The following is a 19,084-nucleotide window of genomic DNA, read 5'->3' on the forward strand; positions in this document are numbered from 1 at the left end:
GTTAGTTTGTCTAGCATCTAAAAATAAAAATTGACGTTTCACGTTGTTTGTTTCGTTCAGTTTTCAAAGAACTACTTAGTCGCTCATTTGCGACTTCCTTATGTTAACATCTTCGTTTTTCAATGTCAACTAAGTTTTTCAATTTCTTTTTTGTCGTTTTCTGCGTTTCCGCATCAGCGACGGTTATTAATTTATCATATAATAACCATTAACGTCAACACTTTTTAATAAAAAATTCTTTTCCTTACATAACGCATACACTCTTCTGCATTAGCGACTCTTCGAAACAAACAAAAAATGATTTTATATCTTTCTTCCATCGCCTTTTTTACAACGTCATGAATACGTTCATCTTCAAAATCAAATAACAGTTCTTCTAACTCTCTCTTCAATATGTATTCCATTTCTTTTTTCTCTTCTTTTGTTAACATAAACCCAAGCAAATCCTCACCTCAATCATTTCTTACAAAGCAATAAACGTTACGCTCATTTTCACTTATCAAAATCCTATCATTCATTATATCCACTGCTTACGATATTAATCCTTTGTTCTCTTTTTAATATTTAAAGCATATATGTAACTGAAAAGGATTGGACAAAGGGGCGTAATATTATGTTTTTCTTTTTTATTACGAGTAAACGAGCTTTTAAACACATTAGCTTAATAGTGATACTTTCCTTATTTACAGCATGGCTTCTCTTTTTAAAAACATATTCACATGAATCTGCTTTTTCAACTGCGACAGGACCTAAAGTTATTTACAAAGGAGACACCTCTAAAAAACAAGTTGCATTCACGTTTGATATTAGTTGGGGAGACAAAAAAGCAATTCCAATCCTTGATACACTTAAAGAAAGAGACATTAAGAATGCAACCTTCTTCGTTTCTGCTGCATGGGCAGAAAGACATCCTGATGTTGTTGAACGCATCATAAAAGATGGACATGAAATCGGTAGTATGGGCTATAATTACACGTCCTACACTTCTCTAGAGGCAAATGAAATACGAAGAGATCTTTTACGAGCACAAGATGTTTTTACAAAACTTGGTGTGAAACAAGTCAAACTATTACGTCCACCTAGTGGAGACTTTAACAAAGCAACACTTAAAATAGCAGAATCACTCGGATACACCATCGTCCATTGGAGTAATAACTCAAACGACTGGAAAAACCCAGGTGTAAACAATATCGTTTCCAATGTCTCTACTAATTTAAAAGGTGGAGATATCGTCTTATTACATGCATCCGATTCTGCCCTTCAAACAAATAAAGCTTTACCACTGCTTCTGCAAAAATTAAAGAGTGACGGATATGAGCAAATATCGGTATCACAACTTATTTCTAACACAAGTACAAAAAGTAAAGATGTAAGGTAATTCTTTTCCCTCGTGCCTTCACACATAAAAAGCTCTACTACCTATCATTAAGGTAGTAGAGCTTTTTTCATCCCGATATTTATATTCGTACAACCACCCTGCATAAAAACTCAAAAATCTCTCTTACTTAAGCCGACTTACTCGCCTTTCCAATTAAACGATGTAATATAAGTAACTGATATGCATTACATAATAAAAGTGGTATCACCATTAAATACAACCAATCTGTGTCATTAATACGAAGCGCTGGTACCCACTCAAGAATTGTTACAACAACCATAAAGAACAAAGCGGGCACAAATGCCTTTCTATTCGTTTCTTTACTTTTTATGTAAGCAACAATCGCCCCAAACATAAATAATACACCTGCAACAAGTATGTTATTCCCTAACGAAACTTCCCCATTTGCAATCAATATGGATCTTAAATACACGAAATCAAATAAAACGAATGCAATAAAGAAGAGCTGGACTGCATTCCATAAAGAAGGTGACCTAAACATCCCCAGTCCAAAACGATGGATTGTTAAATAGGCAAAGAACCCCATTTGACTTATAACACTAAAAATAAATCCTACACCCATCAACCAGAAGGAAACTGCTAAAATCTCCTTTCCGTCGAAATTTTGAAAAAATTTAACGTACTTGTCCCACTCCAAAACAAATCCAATAATAACCGTGCTAATCCCACCAAGAAACAACGTCGTAAAAAACAGTCGTACCCACTTGCGGCTATTCACAACACATCCCCCATTATCCTTATATTTCTAATTAAATTGTATCAATGACAATTTCAAAAAGCTAGCCATGTTCATGTATAAATTCCTTAAAGATATTTATATTAAAAAGAGAGAACTGTGTTGAAAGGAGTTCCAACTTATGAAACGGATGCTGCTCGTTTTGACTTCTTCTTTTCTATTTCTTGTACTTGTAGCATGTGCACAAGGAAAAGAAGCAAAGTCCGAACTTGATTACGATCAAACGAAGAAAATGATTGTTGATATTTTAAAAACCGATCAAGGTAAGAAAGCCATTCAAGATGTGTTAACTGATGAAAAAATGAAACAAGCACTCATACTAGATGAAACAGTAGTAAAGAAAACGATTGAAGATGCAATGGTATCCGACAAAGGGCAACAATTCTGGGAAAAGCTCTTTAAAGACCCTAAGTTCTCATCGAAATTCGCTAAAAGTATGGGAAAAGAACAAACAACCTTAATGAAAACATTACTAAAAGACCCTGAATACCAAGCAGGCGTTATAGAAATTATGAAAAATCCTGAAGTAGAAAAAATGATGTTACAAACAATGAAGAGCAAAGAATACCGCCAATATTTACAACAAGTACTAACCGAAACTGCCGAAAGCCCACTCTTCCAAGCTAAGATGATTGATATTATTAGTAAAGGTGTACAAAAGGCCGAAAAAAGTGGATCTGATAAAAAAGAAGCAGGCGGTGAAGGTGGTTCCCAAGACGGTAAAAAGGAGCAACAGTAAAAATAATAATTATAATAATGAGTGGACAATATATGTATCGTCCACTCATTATTATTTTATTTTTGCGCGACAGCTATTTTATCAATTACTGTCTCAGCTATCGTACGATAAATAAGACCCGTCGTATGTGTATCTTCATATACTGAAGGCGCAAAGTCATCTTTATTCCAATCAGGTTGTTGAAGCGGGATTCGGCCAAGTACTTCTGTTTGAAGTTCTGTAGCTAATTTATCTCCTCCACCTCTTCCAAACACATATTCTTTTTCACCAGTTGTTTTACTTTCAAAATACGCCATATTTTCAACAACACCAAGAATACTATGTTCTGTACGTAAAGCCATGGCTCCAGCACGCGCTGCCACAAATGCCGCTGTTGGATGTGGCGTTGTTACAATAATCTCTTTACAAGCTGGCAACATTGAATGTAAGTCTAGCGCAACATCACCTGTACCCGGTGGTAAATCTAAAACTAAATAGTCTAAATCGCCCCACTCTACTTCTGTAAAGAAGTGATTTAACATTTTCCCAAGCATAGGGCCTCTCCAAATAACCGGTGCATTATCTTCTACAAAGAATCCCATTGAAATTACCTTTACACCTAGACGCTCCACTGGAATGATTCTATCTCCTCTTACAACAGGACGTTTTTCTATCCCCATCATATCCGGTACGCTAAAACCATAAATATCAGCATCAATGATACCAACCTTTTTACCTAAACGAGCTAAAGCAATGGCAAGGTTAACAGAAACTGTTGATTTTCCGACTCCACCTTTTCCACTCGCCACTGCTAAAAATGTTGTTTTTGAATTTGGTGACAATAAAGATTCAGTTTGCTCTTCTTCCTGTTCCGGTGCAAACTGAGCTAATTCCTCTTCTGTAAATTCTGCAAAGCGAAGCCCTACTGTTGCTGCCCCTAGTTCTTTTACTAACTTTACAATTCCAGATTGCAATTGCATTTGTTCCGCTGTACCGGTTTTTACAATTGCAATTTTAACACTTACATGTTCCTTCTCAGGCTTAACTGTTACCTCTTTAATTGCACCTGTTTCTTTTAACGTTTTATGTAAAAACGGATCTACAATCCCTTCTAACGCTTCCACTACTTGCTCTTTCGTTACCATTGTTAGCCCAGCCCCCTGTATGAAAAATAACGTAATGTTAATTAAATTTATCTCTCTTTATTTTTGAAATAAATGCGTTTACATTTCCAGTATAACATATTTTCGGAAAACTTCGTTAACGAGAGAAACTCAAAAAATCCTCCTTATTCTGGAGGATTCCCTTTTTCCGTGAAATAACGTAATATACCACGATATACTGCAGCCGCTACCTTTTGCTGATATTTCTCCGAATTTAACATATACCTTTCGTTTACATTCGATAAAAAGCCAGCTTCAATTAAAGCACCTGGTGTTTTCGCATACTTTAATAAATACACATGAGAAATTGTTTTAGCAGAACGATTCGTATTCTCTAAACTCGTTCTCAATTCAGCTTGTATAAATTTCGCAGCACGTTCATTTTCAACCGAAGAACGGTAGTAGAACGTTTGTGCGCCTTTCGATCCACTGCTAGTTAAAGCATTTAAATGAATACTCGCAAAAAAGTCTACATCAGGCTTATTAATAATCTCTACACGCTTTTTTAAATCCTCTGCTTTACGTCTACTATATGATTTTGTATCTTTCTGAGCTAAATCATAATCTCCCTCACGTGTTAAAATAACTAGTGCACCTTGTTCTTGTAAATAATCTTGTACCTTCTTTGTAATCTCAAGCGTAATATCTTTTTCTATAATATCTTTTCCACCAACAGCCCCTCCGTCTGGCCCACCATGCCCAGCATCCAATACAATCACTTTCCCCGACAAGGGTAAATTCCAAGCTCGCCACGATTTTGTAATTTGAAATTCTTGTTTAACTAAAAAAAACAAAACAACCGCAGCGAGTGCAAAAGAGATAATTCGAATTCTCTTCATACCTTTCCTCCTCCAGCTAGTCCCTCTAATTACTTATATGGGACAAGAGGAAAGTTTATGCTTGTCTTAATGAAGCTTTAATCGATATCTTCTTTCACCTTTTTCATATCCTTCCTGCCACCATAAGCCGATAAACTGCTGGCAGGATTCAAAAAGTAATTCCTCATCTTGTAACTTAATTTCCCGCATAGTCATGCTCGTTAAAAATTGAAATAGTGTTTCCGTTAATTGTTGCTCTTCTTCTAAGGCTCTATATTTTACATCAAAGAATGATTCACCATAATAACCAAACTTACTGTATCTCGCTCCTAATAAATACGATTCTATCCCTAATTCAATACAGTAATCTTCATACTGACGATGAAGTTCCTGCATCTGAAAGGCATCCCTAATATTTGAACGTAATGTTTTTAATGATAATTCTCGCAGCATCTTCCGTTCATATTTCAACTGCTTTTCTTTTTGTTTTTCTTGTAAGCTGACAATGACATTCATAGCACTTATAAACCTCCCTAATACGTATTAGTCTAAACTTCTAAAGAAGAAGCATACGCGAGAGAATAGCACTAAAATATTCCAAACTACAAAAATTACAAAAGAGGAATGAAACATAAAAAAACCCCAACCAAAATGGTTGGGGTTTGTAGTTCGCAAAAATTAACGTTTTGAGAACTGAGGTGCACGACGTGCGCCTTTAAGACCGTATTTTTTACGCTCTTTCATACGTGCGTCACGAGTTAATAGACCTGCACGTTTTAGTGTTAGACGGTATTCTGGATCAGCTTTTAATAAAGCGCGAGAAATACCGTGACGAATAGCACCAGCTTGACCAGTGTATCCACCACCATTTACGTTTACAAGTACATCGTAGTTACCTAAAGTTTCTGTTGCAACTAGAGGTTGTTTCACTACTTCACGTAATGCAGCAAATGGGATATAGTTTTCAAAATCACGACCGTTAATGATAACGCGTCCTTCGCCTGGAACTAGGCGTACGCGCGCTACTGAACTCTTACGACGTCCAGTGCCATAGTATTGAACCTGTGCCAAAGTAAGCCCTCCTTTAATTGATTATCCGCGAAGTTCGTAAACTTCTGGTTTTTGTGCTTGGTGTGGATGCTCTGCTCCAGCATACACGTTTAATTTCTTAGATACTTGACGTCCTAAACGTCCTTTTGGAAGCATCCCTTTAATTGCAAGCTCTAACATTTGTACAGGGTAGTTTGTACGCATTTCTAGAGCTGTTCTTTGTTTAAGTCCACCTGGGTGGTTAGTGTGACGGTAGTAAATTTTATCGTTTAATTTATTACCTGTTAAATGAATTTTTTCAGCGTTAATAATAATTACATGATCACCCGTGTCAACGTGTGGTGTAAATGTAGGTTTGTTTTTACCGCGTAAAATAGATGCTACTTCAGTAGATAGGCGACCTAAAGTTTGACCTTCAGCATCAACCACATACCATTTACGCTCAACTTCGTTAGCTTTTGCCATAAAAGTCGTACGCATGTGTTTCCCTCCTCGTTATCTTTTCCATAGAAAAAATCTATTGTTTATCTTAAACACGATTTCCTTCCGGGGCTAATCGTGGTTTTAGAAACAATACCATATGTTATGATATACTTTTGAGTTTCTAATGTCAAGCAAATGTTACACCAGGATTAGTTGTTATAGTTTACCTGCCATAAGTAAAGTCCATGACCTGGAGCCATCTTTCCAGCAAACTGACGATTTTGTTTCGCTAAAATCTCTGGAATGCTATCAGGATCAAGCTTTCCTTGCCCTACGCTAAGTAACGTACCAACAATAATTCTGACCATATTATATAAAAATCCATTACCTACAAAACGAAAAATTAATTCATCGCCTTGCTCAATTAACTCAATTTCATAAATCGTTCGCACTTTATCTTTTTTGTCAGTTTTTGCCGAACAAAAAGAAGTGAAATCATGCGTTCCAATAAAATAAGGAATCGCTTTTCTTATAGAGCTTATTTCGAGCGGATATGGATATTGATATACGTAATTTCTACGGAATACATCCGCAGTCTTTGATAATAATACACGATAACGATATTCTTTTCTCTCGACACCGTAACGCGCATGAAATTCTTCTGTTTTTTTCTCTACCTGTCTGATAACAATATCATCTGGCAACATTGTGTTTAATGCATTACTCCATTGCCACTCTTCAAGAGACAACGGTGTATCAAAGTGTATGACTTGTCCTTTAGCGTGAACAGTAGAATCCGTTCTGCCCGATGCCTGAACACGAACAAGTTCTCCTTTATGCAATTTCTGCAAAGCTTTCTCAATCTCTTGTTGAACAGTACGATGCTGCGGCTGAATTTGATAACCACAAAAATGCATGCCATCATATGCAACCGTACATTTTATTCTATCCATTTCTCTATTCTCCATTACGATCGCACCCATGCCAAAATACAAGCTAAACAAAGTAAGCTTATAATCGTTACTGTATCGCTTGTTTTCCAGCGTAGTTGCCTAAATTTAGTACGTCCTTCGCCATTTTGATACCCACGTGCTTCCATAGCAATTGCTAAGTCCTCAGCACGCTTAAAAGCACTGATAAATAGAGGAACGAGTAGTGAGATAATAGCTTTTATCCTATCTTTTATCGGTCCTCCTGCGAAATCAATACCACGTGAAGCTTGTGCCTTCATTATTTTACTTGTTTCATCCATTAATGTCGGAATAAAACGAAGAGAAATTGACATCATTAATGCGATTTCATGAACAGGAACTTTTATACGTTTCAACGGCTTTAATAACGTCTCCAAACCATCTGTAATCTCAATAGGTGTCGTCGTTAACGTTAATAATGTCGTCATTAAAATAATAACGAAGAATCGTATAGAAATGTATATCCCTTGCTCTAATCCTTTTTCATGTATCGAAAACCAACCAAGCTGGAATAGTACTTCCCCTTCTTTATTTGTAAAAATATGCAGGAAAAATGTAAAAAGAAAAATCCATAGAATTGGTTTTAAGCCCGAAAGTACATAACGAATCGGCACTTTTGCAAAAAATAAAGCAATGAGTGCATATAAAAATAAAAATCCATATGAAATCGCATTATTTGCTAAGAAAACAACAAATACATATAAAAAGACAATCAGCAGCTTCGTACGTGGATCAAGTTGATGAATAAGAGACTTCCCTGGAATATATCTTCCAATAATCAACTGCTGCATGATTCATGACCACCTTTTCGTAACACCTGCACAACTTCATGAGTAAGATCCTCTAAAGATAAGGTAGCCTTTGGGATTGAAATGCCAAACTTCTCTTCAATTGCACGTTTATACTTTAAAGACATAGGAAGATCCACGCCAATTTTCTCTAGTTCATCAGCATGTGAAAATACTTCCTCTGCACTTCCTTGCAAAAAGACCGTTCCTTTATGCATGACTACAATCTGCTCCGCATACTTAGCAGCATCCTCCATATTATGTGTTACTAGGATAACTGTAAGACCTTTTTCCTTATGCAGCTTATAAAACATCTCCATAAGTTCATTCTGCCCTTTTGGATCTAGTCCTGCTGTAGGTTCATCTAATACAAGCACTTCGGGTTCCATCGCCAATACACCCGCTATCGCAACACGCCTCATTTGCCCACCACTTAACTCAAACGGTGAACGTGTTAACAGTTCTGGCTCTAACCCTACAAGTTCAATTGCCTCTCTTGCCTTTTGCTTCGCTTCTTCTACAGATACCCCAAAATTAGTAGGACCGAAACAAATATCCTTCTCCACAGTCTCTTCAAACAACTGATGTTCTGGGAATTGAAAGACAACCCCTACCTTTTTACGTAGTGGCTTTAGCTTTTTTTCTTTCTTTCCTGCCGAAATGAAATGTTCACCAATTTGAACTGTGCCATTCGTCGGCTGCAATAAACCATTTAAATGTTGAATCATCGTCGACTTACCTGAACCAGTATGACCGATAATGGCATAATAGCCCCCACTTGGAAACGACACGTCTACATCATAAAGTGCGCGTCTTTCAAATGGAGTTTTATATTGATAACGATGTTCTACTTTTTGGAATGTAATCTCCAAAGTTCGTTCACCAAGCTTTCCATTGTAAGATGCGTATTTTGCAAGAGAATTTCATTTCTTTTTAATAATTCTGCTATTTTCACTGAAAATGGTACATCTAATCCAATTTCTTGGAGCATATGAGAGGACTTGAATATTTGCTTTGGAGTCCCTTCCTCTAATATTTCTCCCTTATTTAAAATAATGACACGGTCTGATTGCGCCGCTTCTTCTAAATCGTGCGTAATTGATAATACGGTAATACCTTTTTGATTAACAAGTTGTCTAACCGTTTCTACTACTTCACGTCTCCCTTGAGGATCTAGCATTGACGTTGCTTCATCTAATATCAAAATAGATGGCTGAAGTGCTAAAACGCCTGCTATTGCCACTCGCTGCTTTTGCCCACCAGATAACGAATGAGGTTCATCATTAAGAAAATCTTCCATACGGACAAGTTTGAGGGCCTGATCTAATCTTTCTACCATTTTCTCTCTTGGCATTCCGATATTCTCTAAGCCAAAAACAACGTCGTCTTGCACTGTCGTTCCAACAAATTGATTATCTGGATTTTGAAATACCATCCCAATTTGTTTTCGAACATCCCATACCGTTTCCTCTGATAAAACCATTGTATCATTTACTGTAATAGTCCCTGCTTCCGGCAAAAACAAACCATTCAATAATTTTGCAAGTGTAGACTTCCCTGAACCATTTTGTCCAATAACAGATACCCATTCTCCCTCATACAAGGAAAATGAAACATCTTTTAATGCATAAGTGGCTGCCCCAGGATATTGAAATGATATATTCTCTGTCCGAAGTTTCTCTTTTTTCAATACAAGGCACCCTTTCCTTCGCCAAGTTAGCCTATTTTTATATTTAAAAAAAAGGGCCATGACCAGTTTCTTGAAAAGAACTGTCCTGCCCTTTTAATTATCATTATACTAACTCGATAATTACCATTGGTGCTGCGTCTCCGCGACGTGGACCAATTTTTGCAATACGAGTGTATCCGCCTTGGCGCTCAGCATAGCGTGGAGCTACATCAGCGAATAATTTTTGAAGTGCATCTTGACCAGTCTCAGCGTTAGCTACTTCATTGCGAATGAAAGCTGCTGCTTGACGACGAGCGTGAAGATCTCCGCGTTTACCTAAAGTGATCATTTTTTCCACTACAGAACGAAGTTCTTTTGCACGAGTTTCTGTCGTTTGGATGCGCTCGTTGATAATTAAATCAGTAGCTAAATCACGTAACATAGCTTTACGTTGCGCACTTGTACGGCCTAATTTTCTGTATGCCATTCGTAGTTCCCTCCTTTGTTGATGGGTTTAAATCCTCAGTCGTCTTTACGTAAACCTAAACCTAATTCCTCAAGTTTATGTTTAACTTCTTCTAAGGATTTACGTCCTAAGTTACGAACTTTCATCATATCTTCTTCTGTTTTGTTCGCAAGCTCTTGTACAGTATTAATTCCTGCACGTTTTAGGCAATTATAAGAACGAACAGAAAGATCTAGTTCTTCGATAGTCATCTCAAGAACTTTCTCTTTTTGATCTTCTTCCTTCTCGACCATAATCTCAGCATTTTGTGCTTCATCAGTTAAACCAACAAAGATATTTAAATGCTCAGTTAAGATTTTGGCACCTAAAGAGATAGCTTCTTTTGGCCCGATGCTTCCATCCGTCCATACATCAAGCGTAAGCTTATCATAATTAGCCACTTGTCCGACACGTGTCTTTTCCACTTGGTAAGTCACACGTGATACTGGAGTATAAATAGAATCAATAGGAATTACTCCTATTGGTTGATCTTCGCTTTTATTTGCATCAGCTGGCGTATACCCACGGCCACGCTTTGCAGTTAAACGCATGCGGAAATGCGCATTTTTTGCTAACGTTGCAATGTGTAAATCTGGATTTAAGATTTCTACATCACTATCGTGAGTAATATCAGCAGCTGTGACAATACCTTCGCCCTGCACATCAATTTCCAACGTCTTCTCTTCTTCAGAGTAGATTTTAAGAGCTAACTTTTTCAAGTTTAAGATGATCGTCGTAACGTCTTCTACTACGCCCTCAACTGTTGAAAATTCATGTAATACGCCATCGATTTGGATAGCAGTAACAGCGGCACCAGGGAGTGAGGATAAAAGAATACGACGTAAGGAGTTACCCAAAGTAGTACCATATCCACGCTCAAGCGGTTCAATTACGAATTTACCATATTTAGCATCTTCGTTAAGTTCAACCGTTTCGATTTTCGGCTTTTCGATTTCAATCATTAACTAAACCCTCCTTCAAAACGTCGAAACCCCGGTTAAACAAAGGGATACCCCCTGTCTAACCGAAAGTCCCCCTTAGGCAGTTCCCGATTGTGCACAACAAGCGATGTTTCTGTACGAAATTTCTCGATAATGCATCATATCCATTATAGACAAAAGGGAAAATTCTATACAGAAAAATTACACACGACGACGTTTTGGTGGACGACATCCATTATGAGGAACTGGAGTAACATCTCTAATTGCTGTTACTTCTAGACCTGCAGCTTGAAGAGCACGAATTGCAGCTTCACGACCAGCACCAGGACCTTTAACAGTAACCTCTAAAGTTTTTAAACCGTGCTCCATTGCAACTTTAGCAGCAGCTTCAGCAGCCATTTGCGCAGCGAATGGAGTAGACTTACGAGATCCACGGAAACCAAGTGCACCAGCACTAGACCAAGAAAGTGCGTTACCATGAGTATCTGTAAGTGTTACGATTGTGTTGTTGAAAGTAGAACGAATATGAGCTATACCAGCTTCAATATTCTTTTTCACACGTTTTTTACGAGTGTTTGTTTTACGTGCCATTGTTAGTTCAACCTCCTTTACTTATTATTTCTTTTTATTTGCTACTGTACGACGTGGACCTTTACGTGTACGAGCATTGTTTTTAGAGTTTTGACCACGAACTGGTAAACCACGACGGTGACGAAGACCACGGTAAGAACCGATCTCCATTAGACGTTTAATGTTAAGAGATACTTCACGACGAAGGTCTCCCTCAACTTTAATACGATCGATGATATCACGGATACGTCCTAGTTCGTCTTCCGTTAAATCACGAACTCGTGTTTCTGAAGAAATACCAGCTTCAGTTAGAATTTTTTCAGCAGTTGTGCGACCAATGCCGAATACGTAAGTTAAAGAAATAACAACGCGTTTGTCTCGAGGAATATCTACACCTGCGATACGTGCCATTCTGAATGCACCTCCTTCTGATTAACCTTGTTTTTGTTTATGTTTAGGGTTTTCACAAATAACCATTACTTTTCCACGTCTACGAATAACTTTACATTTTTCGCAGATTGGTTTAACTGACGGTCTTACTTTCATGTCTCGAACCTCCTTAAAGATTACGGAGTGCTATATTATTTAAAACGGTACGTAATACGACCACGATTTAAATCGTACGGAGATAATTCTACCGTAACTTTGTCTCCTGGTAAAATACGAATGAAGTTCATACGGATTTTACCAGAAACGTGAGCCAATACGACATGCCCATTCTCTAATTCTACTTTGAACATAGCATTTGGCAACGTTTCAAGAACGGTACCTTCGACTTCAATTACATCATCTTTAGCCATTCAATAGTTCTCCCTTCTTCAAATCAGTAACATTTTACACTGCTCTGAAATCCCGGAGAGCCAGCTACTTATAAAGTGGTAAGGATTTCGTATCCTGCTTCTGTAAGAGCAATCGTGTGCTCAAAGTGTGCACACCATTTACCATCTACCGTTACCACTGTCCAGTCATCAGATAGTGTTTTTACATATCGTCTTCCTTGATTCACCATCGGCTCGACACAGATGACCATTCCCGGCTTTAATCTAGGGCCTCTATTTGGTGGACCATAGTGCGGGATTTGAGGGTCCTCATGTAAGTCTTGCCCGATTCCGTGACCAACATACTCCCTAACGATCGAGAACCCATTCTCTTCAGCATGGGTTTGAACCGCATGTGAGATATTTGATAATCTTTCGCCTGGTTTTACTTGTTCTAGACCAAGATACAACGATTTTTCTGTGACATCAAGTAGCTTTTGAACAGATTCAGAAATGTTTCCAACTGGATACGTCCATGCAGAATCTCCATGGTACCCATTGTATTTCGCACCAATATCGATACTGATGATATCGCCCTCTTCGAGCTTGCGCTTCCCTGGAATTCCGTGTACAAGCTCTTCATTTACAGAAGCACATATGCTCCCCGGAAATCCGTTGTATCCTTTAAAAGATGGCGTAGCACCATATTTTTGAATCGTCTTTTCCGCTATTTGATCGAGCTCTTTCGTTGTAATTCCTGGAGTAATATGCTGTTTCAACTCTTGATGAGTTAAAGCAACGATCCTGCCAGCTTCTCGCATGATTTCTATCTCGCGAGGAGTTTTGCAGATGATCATTACGCTAAGCCTCCGATGAGAACATCGATATCAGCAAATACTTTATTGATATCTTGCTCACCATTAATGCTTTGTAAGTAACCAAGCTCCTCGTAGAAATCAAGCAAAGGTTTTGTTTGCTTAATATTTACATCTAAACGATTTGCCACAGTTTCTTCATTGTCATCAGAGCGTTGATATAATTCGCCACCACATTTATCGCACACATCAGCTTTTGCTGGTGGATTGAATTCTAAGTGGTAAGTCGCACCGCACTCTTTACAAATGCGACGGCCTGTAAGGCGTGTTAATAACAACCCTGAATCCACATTAATGTTTAAAACATAGTCGATTTTTTTACCAAGATCTTTCATAATCTCTTCAAGAGCTGATGCTTGTGCAACAGTTCGTGGGAAACCGTCTAGTAAGAAACCTCTTACGCAGTCTTCTTGACTTAAACGTTCACGAACGATTCCGATTGTAACTTCATCTGGAACAAGTGCACCTTTATCAATAAAAGATTTTGCTTGTAGACCCATTTCAGTTTCAGCCTTCATAGCTGCACGGAACATATCTCCTGTTGAAATGTGAGGGATGTTATACTTGGCAACAATCTGTTCGGCTTGTGTACCTTTACCAGCACCAGGAAGCCCCATTAAAATTAAGTTCATCCTTGTTCCCCCTCAGAGTACATGAGCATGTAGGGAAGACAATTCTTCCCACTTACTCATTGCTTGATAAACCCTTTGTAATGGCGTTTTACCAGTTGACTTTCTAGCTGCTTCATTGTTTCTAAAGCAACGCCGACAACGATTAACATACTCGTTCCACCAATCTGTGCAGATGGAGGAAGATTTCCCAATTTCGTAAAGATAACTGGTAAGATTGCAATCGCTGCTAGGAAAATTGATCCTACAAAGGTCAAACGATACAAGATTTTTGTTAGATATTGTTCCGTATTCTTACCCGGACGAATACCTGGAACATATCCACCTTGTTTGTTTAGATTCTCTGACATTTGCTCTGGATTAACCTGAACAAACGCATAGAAATATGTGAAGGCTACAATGAGCGCAACATATATGATCATTCCCACTGGGTGAGAATAGTTAAAGTTTGCAATGATCCACTGCGATACATCATGATTCGGGAAGAACTGTGCAATAGTTGGAGGCGTAATTAAGAATGAAACAGCAAAAATGACTGGAATAACACCCGCACTATTTACCTTAAGCGGTAAATGTGTGTTTTGTGCTCCAGCATGATTCCCATTCCCTCCTGTTACACGCTTCGCATATTGAATTGGGATCTTTCTAACAGCCTGTTGAATGAAAATAACACCAACAATAACCGCTAGCACAGCTAGTAAGATCAATGCAACTTTAACGATACTCATGAACAATTGATCTCCGATATTTTGAAACTGTTGTTGATACACTTGAGATATAACACTTGGGATCGCTGCGGCAATACCGCCAAAGATAAGGATGGAAATACCATTACCTACACCTTTAGCTGTAATCTGTTCACCTAACCACATTAAAAATGCAGTACCAGCAGTCAGTACCGTAGCAATGTATAAATAAGTGCTCCAACCAGGATTCAAAATTAATTGCCCACCTACCATACCGTTAAAACCGATTGACATACCAAACCCCTGAATAAACGCAAGAACAATTGTAAAGTAACGCGTGAATTGCGTTAGTTTACGACGGCCCATTTCACCTTGCTTAGACCATTCCGAAAATTTAGGAACAACATCCATCTGCAATAATTGCACGATGATGGATGCTGTAATATACGGCATGATTCCCATCGCGAAGATGGAGAAGTTTTTCAAGGCGCCACCGCCAAATGTATTTAGGATACCTAAGGCATTTAATTGATCTTGTGCTTTCAGTACGTCTCCATTTGTAAATGGCACTGGGATAAACGTGCCAATCCTGAATACGATTAACATCGCTAAAGTGAATAATATTTTACGTCTTATCTCAGCAACGCGCATAAAGTTGGAGATTGTACGAAACATTAGATCACCTCAACTGATCCGCCAGCTGCTTCAATTGCTTCTTTAGCACTTGAAGAGAACTTGTGCGCTTTAACAGTTAATTTTTTCTCTACTGCTCCGCTTGCAAGAATTTTAACACCGTCGTTTAACTTGCTGATAACGCCAGTTTCCAGCAATAATTCAGGTGTTACTTCTGTACCATCTTCAAAACGATTTAACGTTGATAAGTTTACAATAGTAAACTCTTTACGGTTAATGTTTGTGAAGCCGCGTTTTGGTAAACGACGGAATAATGGAGTTTGACCACCTTCGAAGCCAAGACGAACACCGCCGCCAGAACGTGCGTTTTGTCCTTTATGACCTTTACCAGCAGTTTTACCGTTACCAGAACCGATACCACGACCGACACGGTTACGTACTTTACGAGAACCTTCTGCAGGTTTTAATTCATGAAGTTTCATTCCCAGGCACCTCCTTATATTAATGAGTTATCCTTAAGCTTCTGTTACAGTTATAAGGTGAGAAACTTTGTTGATCATACCAAGAATAGCAGGAGTTTCTTCCTTAACTACAGTTGAATTCAACTTTTTAAGACCTAAAGCTTCTACCGTCGCACGTTGATCTTGTGGACGACCAATTACACTACGAGTGAGGGTAATTTCTAACTTTTTCGCCATTTGTTTTCCCTCCTTAACCTAGTAGCTCTTCTACAGATTTACCGCGTAATTTTGCAACATCTTCAGCGCGCTTAAGTTCGCTTAATCCGTTCACAGTAGCGCGAATCATGTTGATTGGTGTGTTAGAACCAAGAGATTTCGAAAGAATATCTTGTACACCAGCTAATTCAAGTACCGCACGAACAGGTCCACCAGCAATAACACCAGTACCTTCAGCAGCAGGTTTTAAGAATACTTCACCAGCTCCAAAATGACCGTTGATTGTGTGTGGAATTGTTGTACCAACTAATGGTACAGCGATTAAGTTTTTCTTAGCGTCTTCGATAGCTTTGCGGATTGCGTCTGGTACCTCTTGTGCTTTACCAGTACCGAATCCAACATGACCGTTTTTATCGCCAACTACAACTAGTGCAGCAAAGCGGAAACGACGACCACCCTTAACAACTTTCGCGACACGATTTATCGTAACTACACGTTCTTCAAGTTCTAATTTACTTGGGTCAATGCGATGCATCAATTTTCCCTCCTTTGACCATTAAAATTGTAATCCAGCCTCACGAGCAGCCTCAGCTAGAGCTTTAACACGGCCATGGTATAAGTAACCACCGCGATCGAATACTACTTCTTTAACGCCTTTCTCTACAGCACGCTTAGCAACTGATTCTCCTACTTTCGTAGCAGCTTCAGTATTGCTAGTACCGTTAAGAGCAAGGTCTTTATCAAGAGTAGATGCACTTACTAACGTTACACCATTTACATCATCAATAACTTGAGCGTAAATATGTTGGTTAGAACGGAACACGTTTAAACGTGGACGTTCTGCAGTACCAGTAAGTTTAGCACGTACACGTGCATGTCTTTTCTTACGAGTCGCATTTTTATCAGCTTTAGTGATCATTCTTGTCACTCCTTTCTCTCACCTAACGGGTTTACTTAGCAGTTTTACCTTCTTTACGACGAACAACTTCGCCTTCGTAACGAATACCTTTACCTTTATAAGGCTCAGGAGCACGTACAGCACGGATGTTAGCAGCAAATTCGCCAACACGTTGCTTGTCGATACCTTTGATTACGATTTTAGTTGGTACAGGTACTTCAACTTCAAGACCTGCTTCCGGAGTCATTTCTACTGGATGAGAATAACCTACGCTTAATACAAGTTTATCTCCTTGTTTTTGAGCACGGTAACCAACACCGACTAATTCAAGTCCGCGTGCGAAACCTGTAGTTACACCTTCAACCATGTTTCCGATTAAAGCACGAGTTGTACCGTGTAATGCACGGTGTTCCTTCTGTTCAGATGGACGCTCAACTGTTAGTGTATTTTCTTCAATTTTGATAGACATATCAGCATTGAATTTACGAGTTAATTCACCTTTAGGGCCTTTTACTGCTACAGTATTGTCTTCTGCAATTGTAATAGTAACACCTGCAGGGATTTCAAGAATCTTTTTACCAATACGAGACATGTGGTCACACCTCCGTTCGTTTTAAATATATATTACCAAACGTATGCTACTACTTCTCCACCAGTTTGTAATTGACGAGCGTCTTTGTCTGTCATTACTCCCTTAGATGTAGAAACAAGAGCGATACCTAATCCGTTAAGTACACGTGGTACTTCATCAGCTTTAGCGTAAACGCGTAAGCCAGGTTTACTGATACGTTTTAATCCAGTGATTACACGTTCATTGTTTGCACCATATTTCAGGAAAATACGAAGGATACCTTGTTTGTTATCCTCGATGTATTCTACATCACGAATGAAACCTTCACGTTTTAAAAGTTCAGCGATCTCTTTTTTGATTTTAGAAGCAGGAACCTCTAATTTCTCATGACGTACCATGTTCGCATTACGGATGCGAGTAAGCATGTCTGCAATTGGATCTGTCATCACCATGTGTTTTACCTCCTTCCCATTTGTGGGTTTTACCAACTAGCTTTTTTAACACCAGGAATTTGACCTTTATATGCAAGTTCACGGAAACAAATACGGCAAAGCTTAAATTTGCGGTATACAGAATGCGGACGACCGCAGCGTTCGCAACGTGTATACTCTTGTACTTTAAACTTAGGAGTACGCTTTTGTTTCGCTATCATAGATTTTTTAGCCACGTTTTCGCCTCCTCTACTTAGCGTTGGTTTCCATTATTTTTGGAATGGCATACCGAATTGTGTTAAAAGTTCACGAGCTTCTTCATCAGTTTTCGCTGTAGTAACGATTACGATGTCCATACCGCGGACTTTGCTTACTTTATCATAATCAATCTCAGGGAAGATAAGTTGCTCTTTAACACCTAATGTGTAGTTCCCACGACCATCGAATGATTTCTTAGAAACACCACGGAAATCACGTACACGTGGTAAAGAAACTGATACTAATTTGTCGAAGAACTCATACATTTGCTCGCCGCGTAAAGTTACTTTCGCACCGATTGGCATACCTTCACGAAGACGGAAACCAGCGATTGATTTTTTAGCACGAGTTACAACAGGTTTTTGACCTGCGATTTGTGTTAATTCTTCTACTGCATTGTCTAAAGCTTTTGAGTTAGATACCGCGTCACCAACACCAGTGTTGATTACGATCTTTTCGATTTTCGGTACTTCCATCACAGATTTATAGTTAAACTTGCTCACTAGAGCAGGAGTAATTTCCTTTTGGAACTTCTCTTTAAGGCGATTCAATGAAGTGACCTCCTTTCTTAAGAAAATTATTTATCTAATAATTCACCAGATTTTTTTGCAATACGAACTTTTTTACCATCTTCTACTTTGAAGCCTACGCGAGTAGGTTCACCTGTTTTCGGATCTAAAACCATAACGTTAGAAACGTGAATAGGTGCTTCTTTAGTAATAATTCCACCTTGTGGATTTAATTGAGATGGCTTAGAGTGTTTTTTAACGATGTTAACACCCTCAACGATAACACGGTTTTGCTTTGGGAAAGCCACAAGGATAACGCCTTGTTTTCCTTTGTCTTTTCCAGTGATTACCTGTACTTTATCACCTTTTTTTACATGCATCTTAATTCTGCACCTCCTTAGCAAGGCA

The 19,084-nt window shown here is 38.5% G+C and carries 31 protein-coding genes; 2 read left to right on the forward strand and 29 right to left on the reverse strand.

The features are described 5' to 3' along the window. Window positions 1-224: 224 nt before the first annotated feature. The gene (locus JDS82_RS25465; RefSeq protein ID WP_000900297.1) at window positions 225-443 is read right to left on the reverse strand and encodes a hypothetical protein; all 219 of its coding nucleotides are present in this window, start codon (window positions 441-443) and stop codon (window positions 225-227) included. Window positions 444-613: 170 nt separating this feature from the next. Between JDS82_RS25465 and pdaB the strand changes: the two genes are divergently transcribed. Next, a complete protein-coding gene (gene pdaB / locus JDS82_RS25470; RefSeq protein WP_000464699.1) occupies window positions 614-1,378 on the forward strand; it encodes a polysaccharide deacetylase family sporulation protein PdaB in 765 nt (254 codons plus the stop codon). A gap of 127 nt (window positions 1,379-1,505) precedes the next feature. Here pdaB and kbaA read toward each other — a convergent pair whose 3' ends face one another. Then, a complete protein-coding gene (kbaA, locus tag JDS82_RS25475; protein ID WP_001088512.1) occupies window positions 1,506-2,117 on the reverse strand; it encodes a KinB signaling pathway activation protein KbaA in 612 nt (203 codons plus the stop codon). A 139-nt stretch (window positions 2,118-2,256) separates the two neighbouring features. Between kbaA and gerD the strand changes: the two genes are divergently transcribed. Then, a complete protein-coding gene (gene gerD / locus JDS82_RS25480; protein ID WP_199714146.1) occupies window positions 2,257-2,874 on the forward strand; it encodes a spore germination protein GerD in 618 nt (205 codons plus the stop codon). A gap of 56 nt (window positions 2,875-2,930) precedes the next feature. On the opposite strand, the gene JDS82_RS25485 is transcribed toward gerD, so the two are convergent. The 27 genes from JDS82_RS25485 to rplX form a co-directional block, all read right to left on the reverse strand. After that, complete coding sequence (locus tag JDS82_RS25485; RefSeq protein ID WP_000256609.1) at window positions 2,931-3,998, reverse strand: Mrp/NBP35 family ATP-binding protein; 1,068 nt, start codon at window positions 3,996-3,998, stop codon at window positions 2,931-2,933. A gap of 143 nt (window positions 3,999-4,141) precedes the next feature. After that, window positions 4,142-4,855, reverse strand: coding sequence for an N-acetylmuramoyl-L-alanine amidase CwlD (gene cwlD, locus JDS82_RS25490; RefSeq protein ID WP_000822446.1), 714 nt, complete (start codon window positions 4,853-4,855; stop codon window positions 4,142-4,144). Between the two features lie 66 nt (window positions 4,856-4,921). Beyond that, window positions 4,922-5,350 carry a YbaK family protein gene (locus JDS82_RS25495; protein ID WP_001101006.1) on the reverse strand — a complete coding sequence of 143 codons (429 nt, stop codon included), beginning with the start codon at window positions 5,348-5,350 and terminating at the stop codon, window positions 4,922-4,924. Between the two features lie 162 nt (window positions 5,351-5,512). Beyond that, the gene (rpsI, locus tag JDS82_RS25500) at window positions 5,513-5,905 is read right to left on the reverse strand and encodes a 30S ribosomal protein S9 (RefSeq protein WP_000079986.1); all 393 of its coding nucleotides are present in this window, start codon (window positions 5,903-5,905) and stop codon (window positions 5,513-5,515) included. Between the two features lie 21 nt (window positions 5,906-5,926). Continuing rightward, window positions 5,927-6,364 (reverse strand): 50S ribosomal protein L13, encoded by a 438-nt coding sequence (rplM, locus tag JDS82_RS25505; RefSeq protein WP_001260795.1) that lies wholly within the window; start codon window positions 6,362-6,364, stop codon window positions 5,927-5,929. 152 nt (window positions 6,365-6,516) lie between these two features. Then, window positions 6,517-7,260 (reverse strand): tRNA pseudouridine(38-40) synthase TruA, encoded by a 744-nt coding sequence (gene truA, locus JDS82_RS25510; RefSeq protein ID WP_002096935.1) that lies wholly within the window; start codon window positions 7,258-7,260, stop codon window positions 6,517-6,519. A gap of 14 nt (window positions 7,261-7,274) precedes the next feature. Beyond that, window positions 7,275-8,069, reverse strand: coding sequence for an energy-coupling factor transporter transmembrane component T family protein (locus tag JDS82_RS25515; protein ID WP_001186519.1), 795 nt, complete (start codon window positions 8,067-8,069; stop codon window positions 7,275-7,277). Next, the gene (locus tag JDS82_RS25520) at window positions 8,057-8,938 is read right to left on the reverse strand and encodes an energy-coupling factor ABC transporter ATP-binding protein (protein ID WP_000406519.1); all 882 of its coding nucleotides are present in this window, start codon (window positions 8,936-8,938) and stop codon (window positions 8,057-8,059) included. Before JDS82_RS25520 ends, JDS82_RS25515 begins: the two co-directional genes overlap by 13 nt. Then, window positions 8,914-9,756, reverse strand: a complete 843-nt coding sequence (locus JDS82_RS25525) for an energy-coupling factor ABC transporter ATP-binding protein (protein ID WP_000711780.1) — start codon at window positions 9,754-9,756, stop codon at window positions 8,914-8,916. The genes JDS82_RS25520 and JDS82_RS25525 overlap by 25 nt, the downstream gene beginning before the upstream one ends. Window positions 9,757-9,859: 103 nt before the next feature. Next, window positions 9,860-10,222 carry a 50S ribosomal protein L17 gene (rplQ, locus tag JDS82_RS25530; RefSeq protein ID WP_000331490.1) on the reverse strand — a complete coding sequence of 121 codons (363 nt, stop codon included), beginning with the start codon at window positions 10,220-10,222 and terminating at the stop codon, window positions 9,860-9,862. Window positions 10,223-10,257: 35 nt separating this feature from the next. Then, complete coding sequence (locus tag JDS82_RS25535; RefSeq protein WP_000569644.1) at window positions 10,258-11,202, reverse strand: DNA-directed RNA polymerase subunit alpha; 945 nt, start codon at window positions 11,200-11,202, stop codon at window positions 10,258-10,260. Between the two features lie 180 nt (window positions 11,203-11,382). Then, window positions 11,383-11,772: a 30S ribosomal protein S11 gene (gene rpsK / locus JDS82_RS25540; protein WP_000101797.1), complete on the reverse strand. Its 390-nt coding sequence runs from the start codon at window positions 11,770-11,772 to the stop codon at window positions 11,383-11,385. A gap of 24 nt (window positions 11,773-11,796) precedes the next feature. Further along, complete coding sequence (gene rpsM, locus JDS82_RS25545; protein WP_000090790.1) at window positions 11,797-12,162, reverse strand: 30S ribosomal protein S13; 366 nt, start codon at window positions 12,160-12,162, stop codon at window positions 11,797-11,799. Between the two features lie 21 nt (window positions 12,163-12,183). Next, window positions 12,184-12,297, reverse strand: a complete 114-nt coding sequence (gene rpmJ, locus JDS82_RS25550) for a 50S ribosomal protein L36 (RefSeq protein ID WP_000868344.1) — start codon at window positions 12,295-12,297, stop codon at window positions 12,184-12,186. Window positions 12,298-12,332: 35 nt separating this feature from the next. Further along, a complete protein-coding gene (gene infA / locus JDS82_RS25555) occupies window positions 12,333-12,551 on the reverse strand; it encodes a translation initiation factor IF-1 (protein WP_001029884.1) in 219 nt (72 codons plus the stop codon). A 68-nt stretch (window positions 12,552-12,619) separates the two neighbouring features. Next, window positions 12,620-13,366 carry a type I methionyl aminopeptidase gene (map, locus tag JDS82_RS25560; RefSeq protein ID WP_000582534.1) on the reverse strand — a complete coding sequence of 249 codons (747 nt, stop codon included), beginning with the start codon at window positions 13,364-13,366 and terminating at the stop codon, window positions 12,620-12,622. Next, window positions 13,366-14,016: an adenylate kinase gene (locus JDS82_RS25565; RefSeq protein WP_001048998.1), complete on the reverse strand. Its 651-nt coding sequence runs from the start codon at window positions 14,014-14,016 to the stop codon at window positions 13,366-13,368. Before JDS82_RS25565 ends, map begins: the two co-directional genes overlap by 1 nt. A 56-nt stretch (window positions 14,017-14,072) precedes the next feature. Beyond that, on the reverse strand, window positions 14,073-15,374 hold the full coding sequence (gene secY, locus JDS82_RS25570) for a preprotein translocase subunit SecY (RefSeq protein WP_000490119.1): 1,302 nt from the start codon (window positions 15,372-15,374) through the stop codon (window positions 14,073-14,075). Continuing rightward, on the reverse strand, window positions 15,374-15,814 hold the full coding sequence (rplO, locus tag JDS82_RS25575; RefSeq protein WP_000766083.1) for a 50S ribosomal protein L15: 441 nt from the start codon (window positions 15,812-15,814) through the stop codon (window positions 15,374-15,376). The genes secY and rplO overlap by 1 nt, the downstream gene beginning before the upstream one ends. A gap of 33 nt (window positions 15,815-15,847) precedes the next feature. Then, complete coding sequence (gene rpmD / locus JDS82_RS25580; protein ID WP_001085232.1) at window positions 15,848-16,030, reverse strand: 50S ribosomal protein L30; 183 nt, start codon at window positions 16,028-16,030, stop codon at window positions 15,848-15,850. A gap of 13 nt (window positions 16,031-16,043) precedes the next feature. Next, a complete protein-coding gene (gene rpsE, locus JDS82_RS25585) occupies window positions 16,044-16,544 on the reverse strand; it encodes a 30S ribosomal protein S5 (protein ID WP_000554646.1) in 501 nt (166 codons plus the stop codon). Window positions 16,545-16,565: 21 nt separating this feature from the next. Beyond that, entirely contained in the window at window positions 16,566-16,928 is a 363-nt protein-coding gene (gene rplR, locus JDS82_RS25590) for a 50S ribosomal protein L18 (protein ID WP_000628818.1), read from the reverse strand. 31 nt (window positions 16,929-16,959) lie between these two features. Next, window positions 16,960-17,499 carry a 50S ribosomal protein L6 gene (rplF, locus tag JDS82_RS25595; RefSeq protein ID WP_000086550.1) on the reverse strand — a complete coding sequence of 180 codons (540 nt, stop codon included), beginning with the start codon at window positions 17,497-17,499 and terminating at the stop codon, window positions 16,960-16,962. A gap of 32 nt (window positions 17,500-17,531) precedes the next feature. Further along, complete coding sequence (gene rpsH, locus JDS82_RS25600; RefSeq protein WP_000245511.1) at window positions 17,532-17,930, reverse strand: 30S ribosomal protein S8; 399 nt, start codon at window positions 17,928-17,930, stop codon at window positions 17,532-17,534. Window positions 17,931-17,959: 29 nt separating this feature from the next. Beyond that, window positions 17,960-18,145: a 30S ribosomal protein S14 gene (gene rpsN / locus JDS82_RS25605; protein ID WP_001085700.1), complete on the reverse strand. Its 186-nt coding sequence runs from the start codon at window positions 18,143-18,145 to the stop codon at window positions 17,960-17,962. A gap of 33 nt (window positions 18,146-18,178) precedes the next feature. Continuing rightward, window positions 18,179-18,718, reverse strand: a complete 540-nt coding sequence (gene rplE, locus JDS82_RS25610; protein ID WP_001080829.1) for a 50S ribosomal protein L5 — start codon at window positions 18,716-18,718, stop codon at window positions 18,179-18,181. A gap of 26 nt (window positions 18,719-18,744) precedes the next feature. After that, on the reverse strand, window positions 18,745-19,056 hold the full coding sequence (gene rplX / locus JDS82_RS25615) for a 50S ribosomal protein L24 (RefSeq protein ID WP_000558201.1): 312 nt from the start codon (window positions 19,054-19,056) through the stop codon (window positions 18,745-18,747). Window positions 19,057-19,084: the final 28 nt, after the last annotated feature.

It is taken from the genome of Bacillus cereus group sp. N14, from assembly GCF_016483555.1.
Taxonomy (GTDB): domain Bacteria; phylum Bacillota; class Bacilli; order Bacillales; family Bacillaceae_G; genus Bacillus_A; species Bacillus_A wiedmannii.

What these genes read in the sequence shown, in the direction of transcription:
- pdaB (WP_000464699.1), top strand. Translation starts at nt 614, where the DNA reads ATGTTTTTCTTTTTTATTACGAGTAAACGAGCTTTTAAACACATTAGC.
- gerD (WP_199714146.1), top strand. Translation starts at nt 2,257, where the DNA reads ATGAAACGGATGCTGCTCGTTTTGACTTCTTCTTTTCTATTTCTTGTA.
- JDS82_RS25485 (WP_000256609.1), bottom strand. Translation starts at nt 3,998, where the DNA reads ATGGTAACGAAAGAGCAAGTAGTGGAAGCGTTAGAAGGGATTGTAGAT.
- cwlD (WP_000822446.1), bottom strand. Translation starts at nt 4,855, where the DNA reads ATGAAGAGAATTCGAATTATCTCTTTTGCACTCGCTGCGGTTGTTTTG.
- JDS82_RS25495 (WP_001101006.1), bottom strand. Translation starts at nt 5,350, where the DNA reads ATGAATGTCATTGTCAGCTTACAAGAAAAACAAAAAGAAAAGCAGTTG.
- rplM (WP_001260795.1), bottom strand. Translation starts at nt 6,364, where the DNA reads ATGCGTACGACTTTTATGGCAAAAGCTAACGAAGTTGAGCGTAAATGG.
- truA (WP_002096935.1), bottom strand. Translation starts at nt 7,260, where the DNA reads ATGGATAGAATAAAATGTACGGTTGCATATGATGGCATGCATTTTTGT.
- JDS82_RS25515 (WP_001186519.1), bottom strand. Translation starts at nt 8,069, where the DNA reads ATGCAGCAGTTGATTATTGGAAGATATATTCCAGGGAAGTCTCTTATT.
- rplQ (WP_000331490.1), bottom strand. Translation starts at nt 10,222, where the DNA reads ATGGCATACAGAAAATTAGGCCGTACAAGTGCGCAACGTAAAGCTATG.
- JDS82_RS25535 (WP_000569644.1), bottom strand. Translation starts at nt 11,202, where the DNA reads ATGATTGAAATCGAAAAGCCGAAAATCGAAACGGTTGAACTTAACGAA.
- rpsK (WP_000101797.1), bottom strand. Translation starts at nt 11,772, where the DNA reads ATGGCACGTAAAACAAACACTCGTAAAAAACGTGTGAAAAAGAATATT.
- rpsM (WP_000090790.1), bottom strand. Translation starts at nt 12,162, where the DNA reads ATGGCACGTATCGCAGGTGTAGATATTCCTCGAGACAAACGCGTTGTT.
- rpmJ (WP_000868344.1), bottom strand. Translation starts at nt 12,297, where the DNA reads ATGAAAGTAAGACCGTCAGTTAAACCAATCTGCGAAAAATGTAAAGTT.
- infA (WP_001029884.1), bottom strand. Translation starts at nt 12,551, where the DNA reads ATGGCTAAAGATGATGTAATTGAAGTCGAAGGTACCGTTCTTGAAACG.
- map (WP_000582534.1), bottom strand. Translation starts at nt 13,366, where the DNA reads ATGATCATCTGCAAAACTCCTCGCGAGATAGAAATCATGCGAGAAGCT.
- JDS82_RS25565 (WP_001048998.1), bottom strand. Translation starts at nt 14,016, where the DNA reads ATGAACTTAATTTTAATGGGGCTTCCTGGTGCTGGTAAAGGTACACAA.
- secY (WP_000490119.1), bottom strand. Translation starts at nt 15,374, where the DNA reads ATGTTTCGTACAATCTCCAACTTTATGCGCGTTGCTGAGATAAGACGT.
- rplO (WP_000766083.1), bottom strand. Translation starts at nt 15,814, where the DNA reads ATGAAACTTCATGAATTAAAACCTGCAGAAGGTTCTCGTAAAGTACGT.
- rpmD (WP_001085232.1), bottom strand. Translation starts at nt 16,030, where the DNA reads ATGGCGAAAAAGTTAGAAATTACCCTCACTCGTAGTGTAATTGGTCGT.
- rpsE (WP_000554646.1), bottom strand. Translation starts at nt 16,544, where the DNA reads ATGCATCGCATTGACCCAAGTAAATTAGAACTTGAAGAACGTGTAGTT.
- rplR (WP_000628818.1), bottom strand. Translation starts at nt 16,928, where the DNA reads ATGATCACTAAAGCTGATAAAAATGCGACTCGTAAGAAAAGACATGCA.
- rplF (WP_000086550.1), bottom strand. Translation starts at nt 17,499, where the DNA reads ATGTCTCGTATTGGTAAAAAGATTCTTGAAATCCCTGCAGGTGTTACT.
- rpsH (WP_000245511.1), bottom strand. Translation starts at nt 17,930, where the DNA reads ATGGTGATGACAGATCCAATTGCAGACATGCTTACTCGCATCCGTAAT.
- rplX (WP_000558201.1), bottom strand. Translation starts at nt 19,056, where the DNA reads ATGCATGTAAAAAAAGGTGATAAAGTACAGGTAATCACTGGAAAAGAC.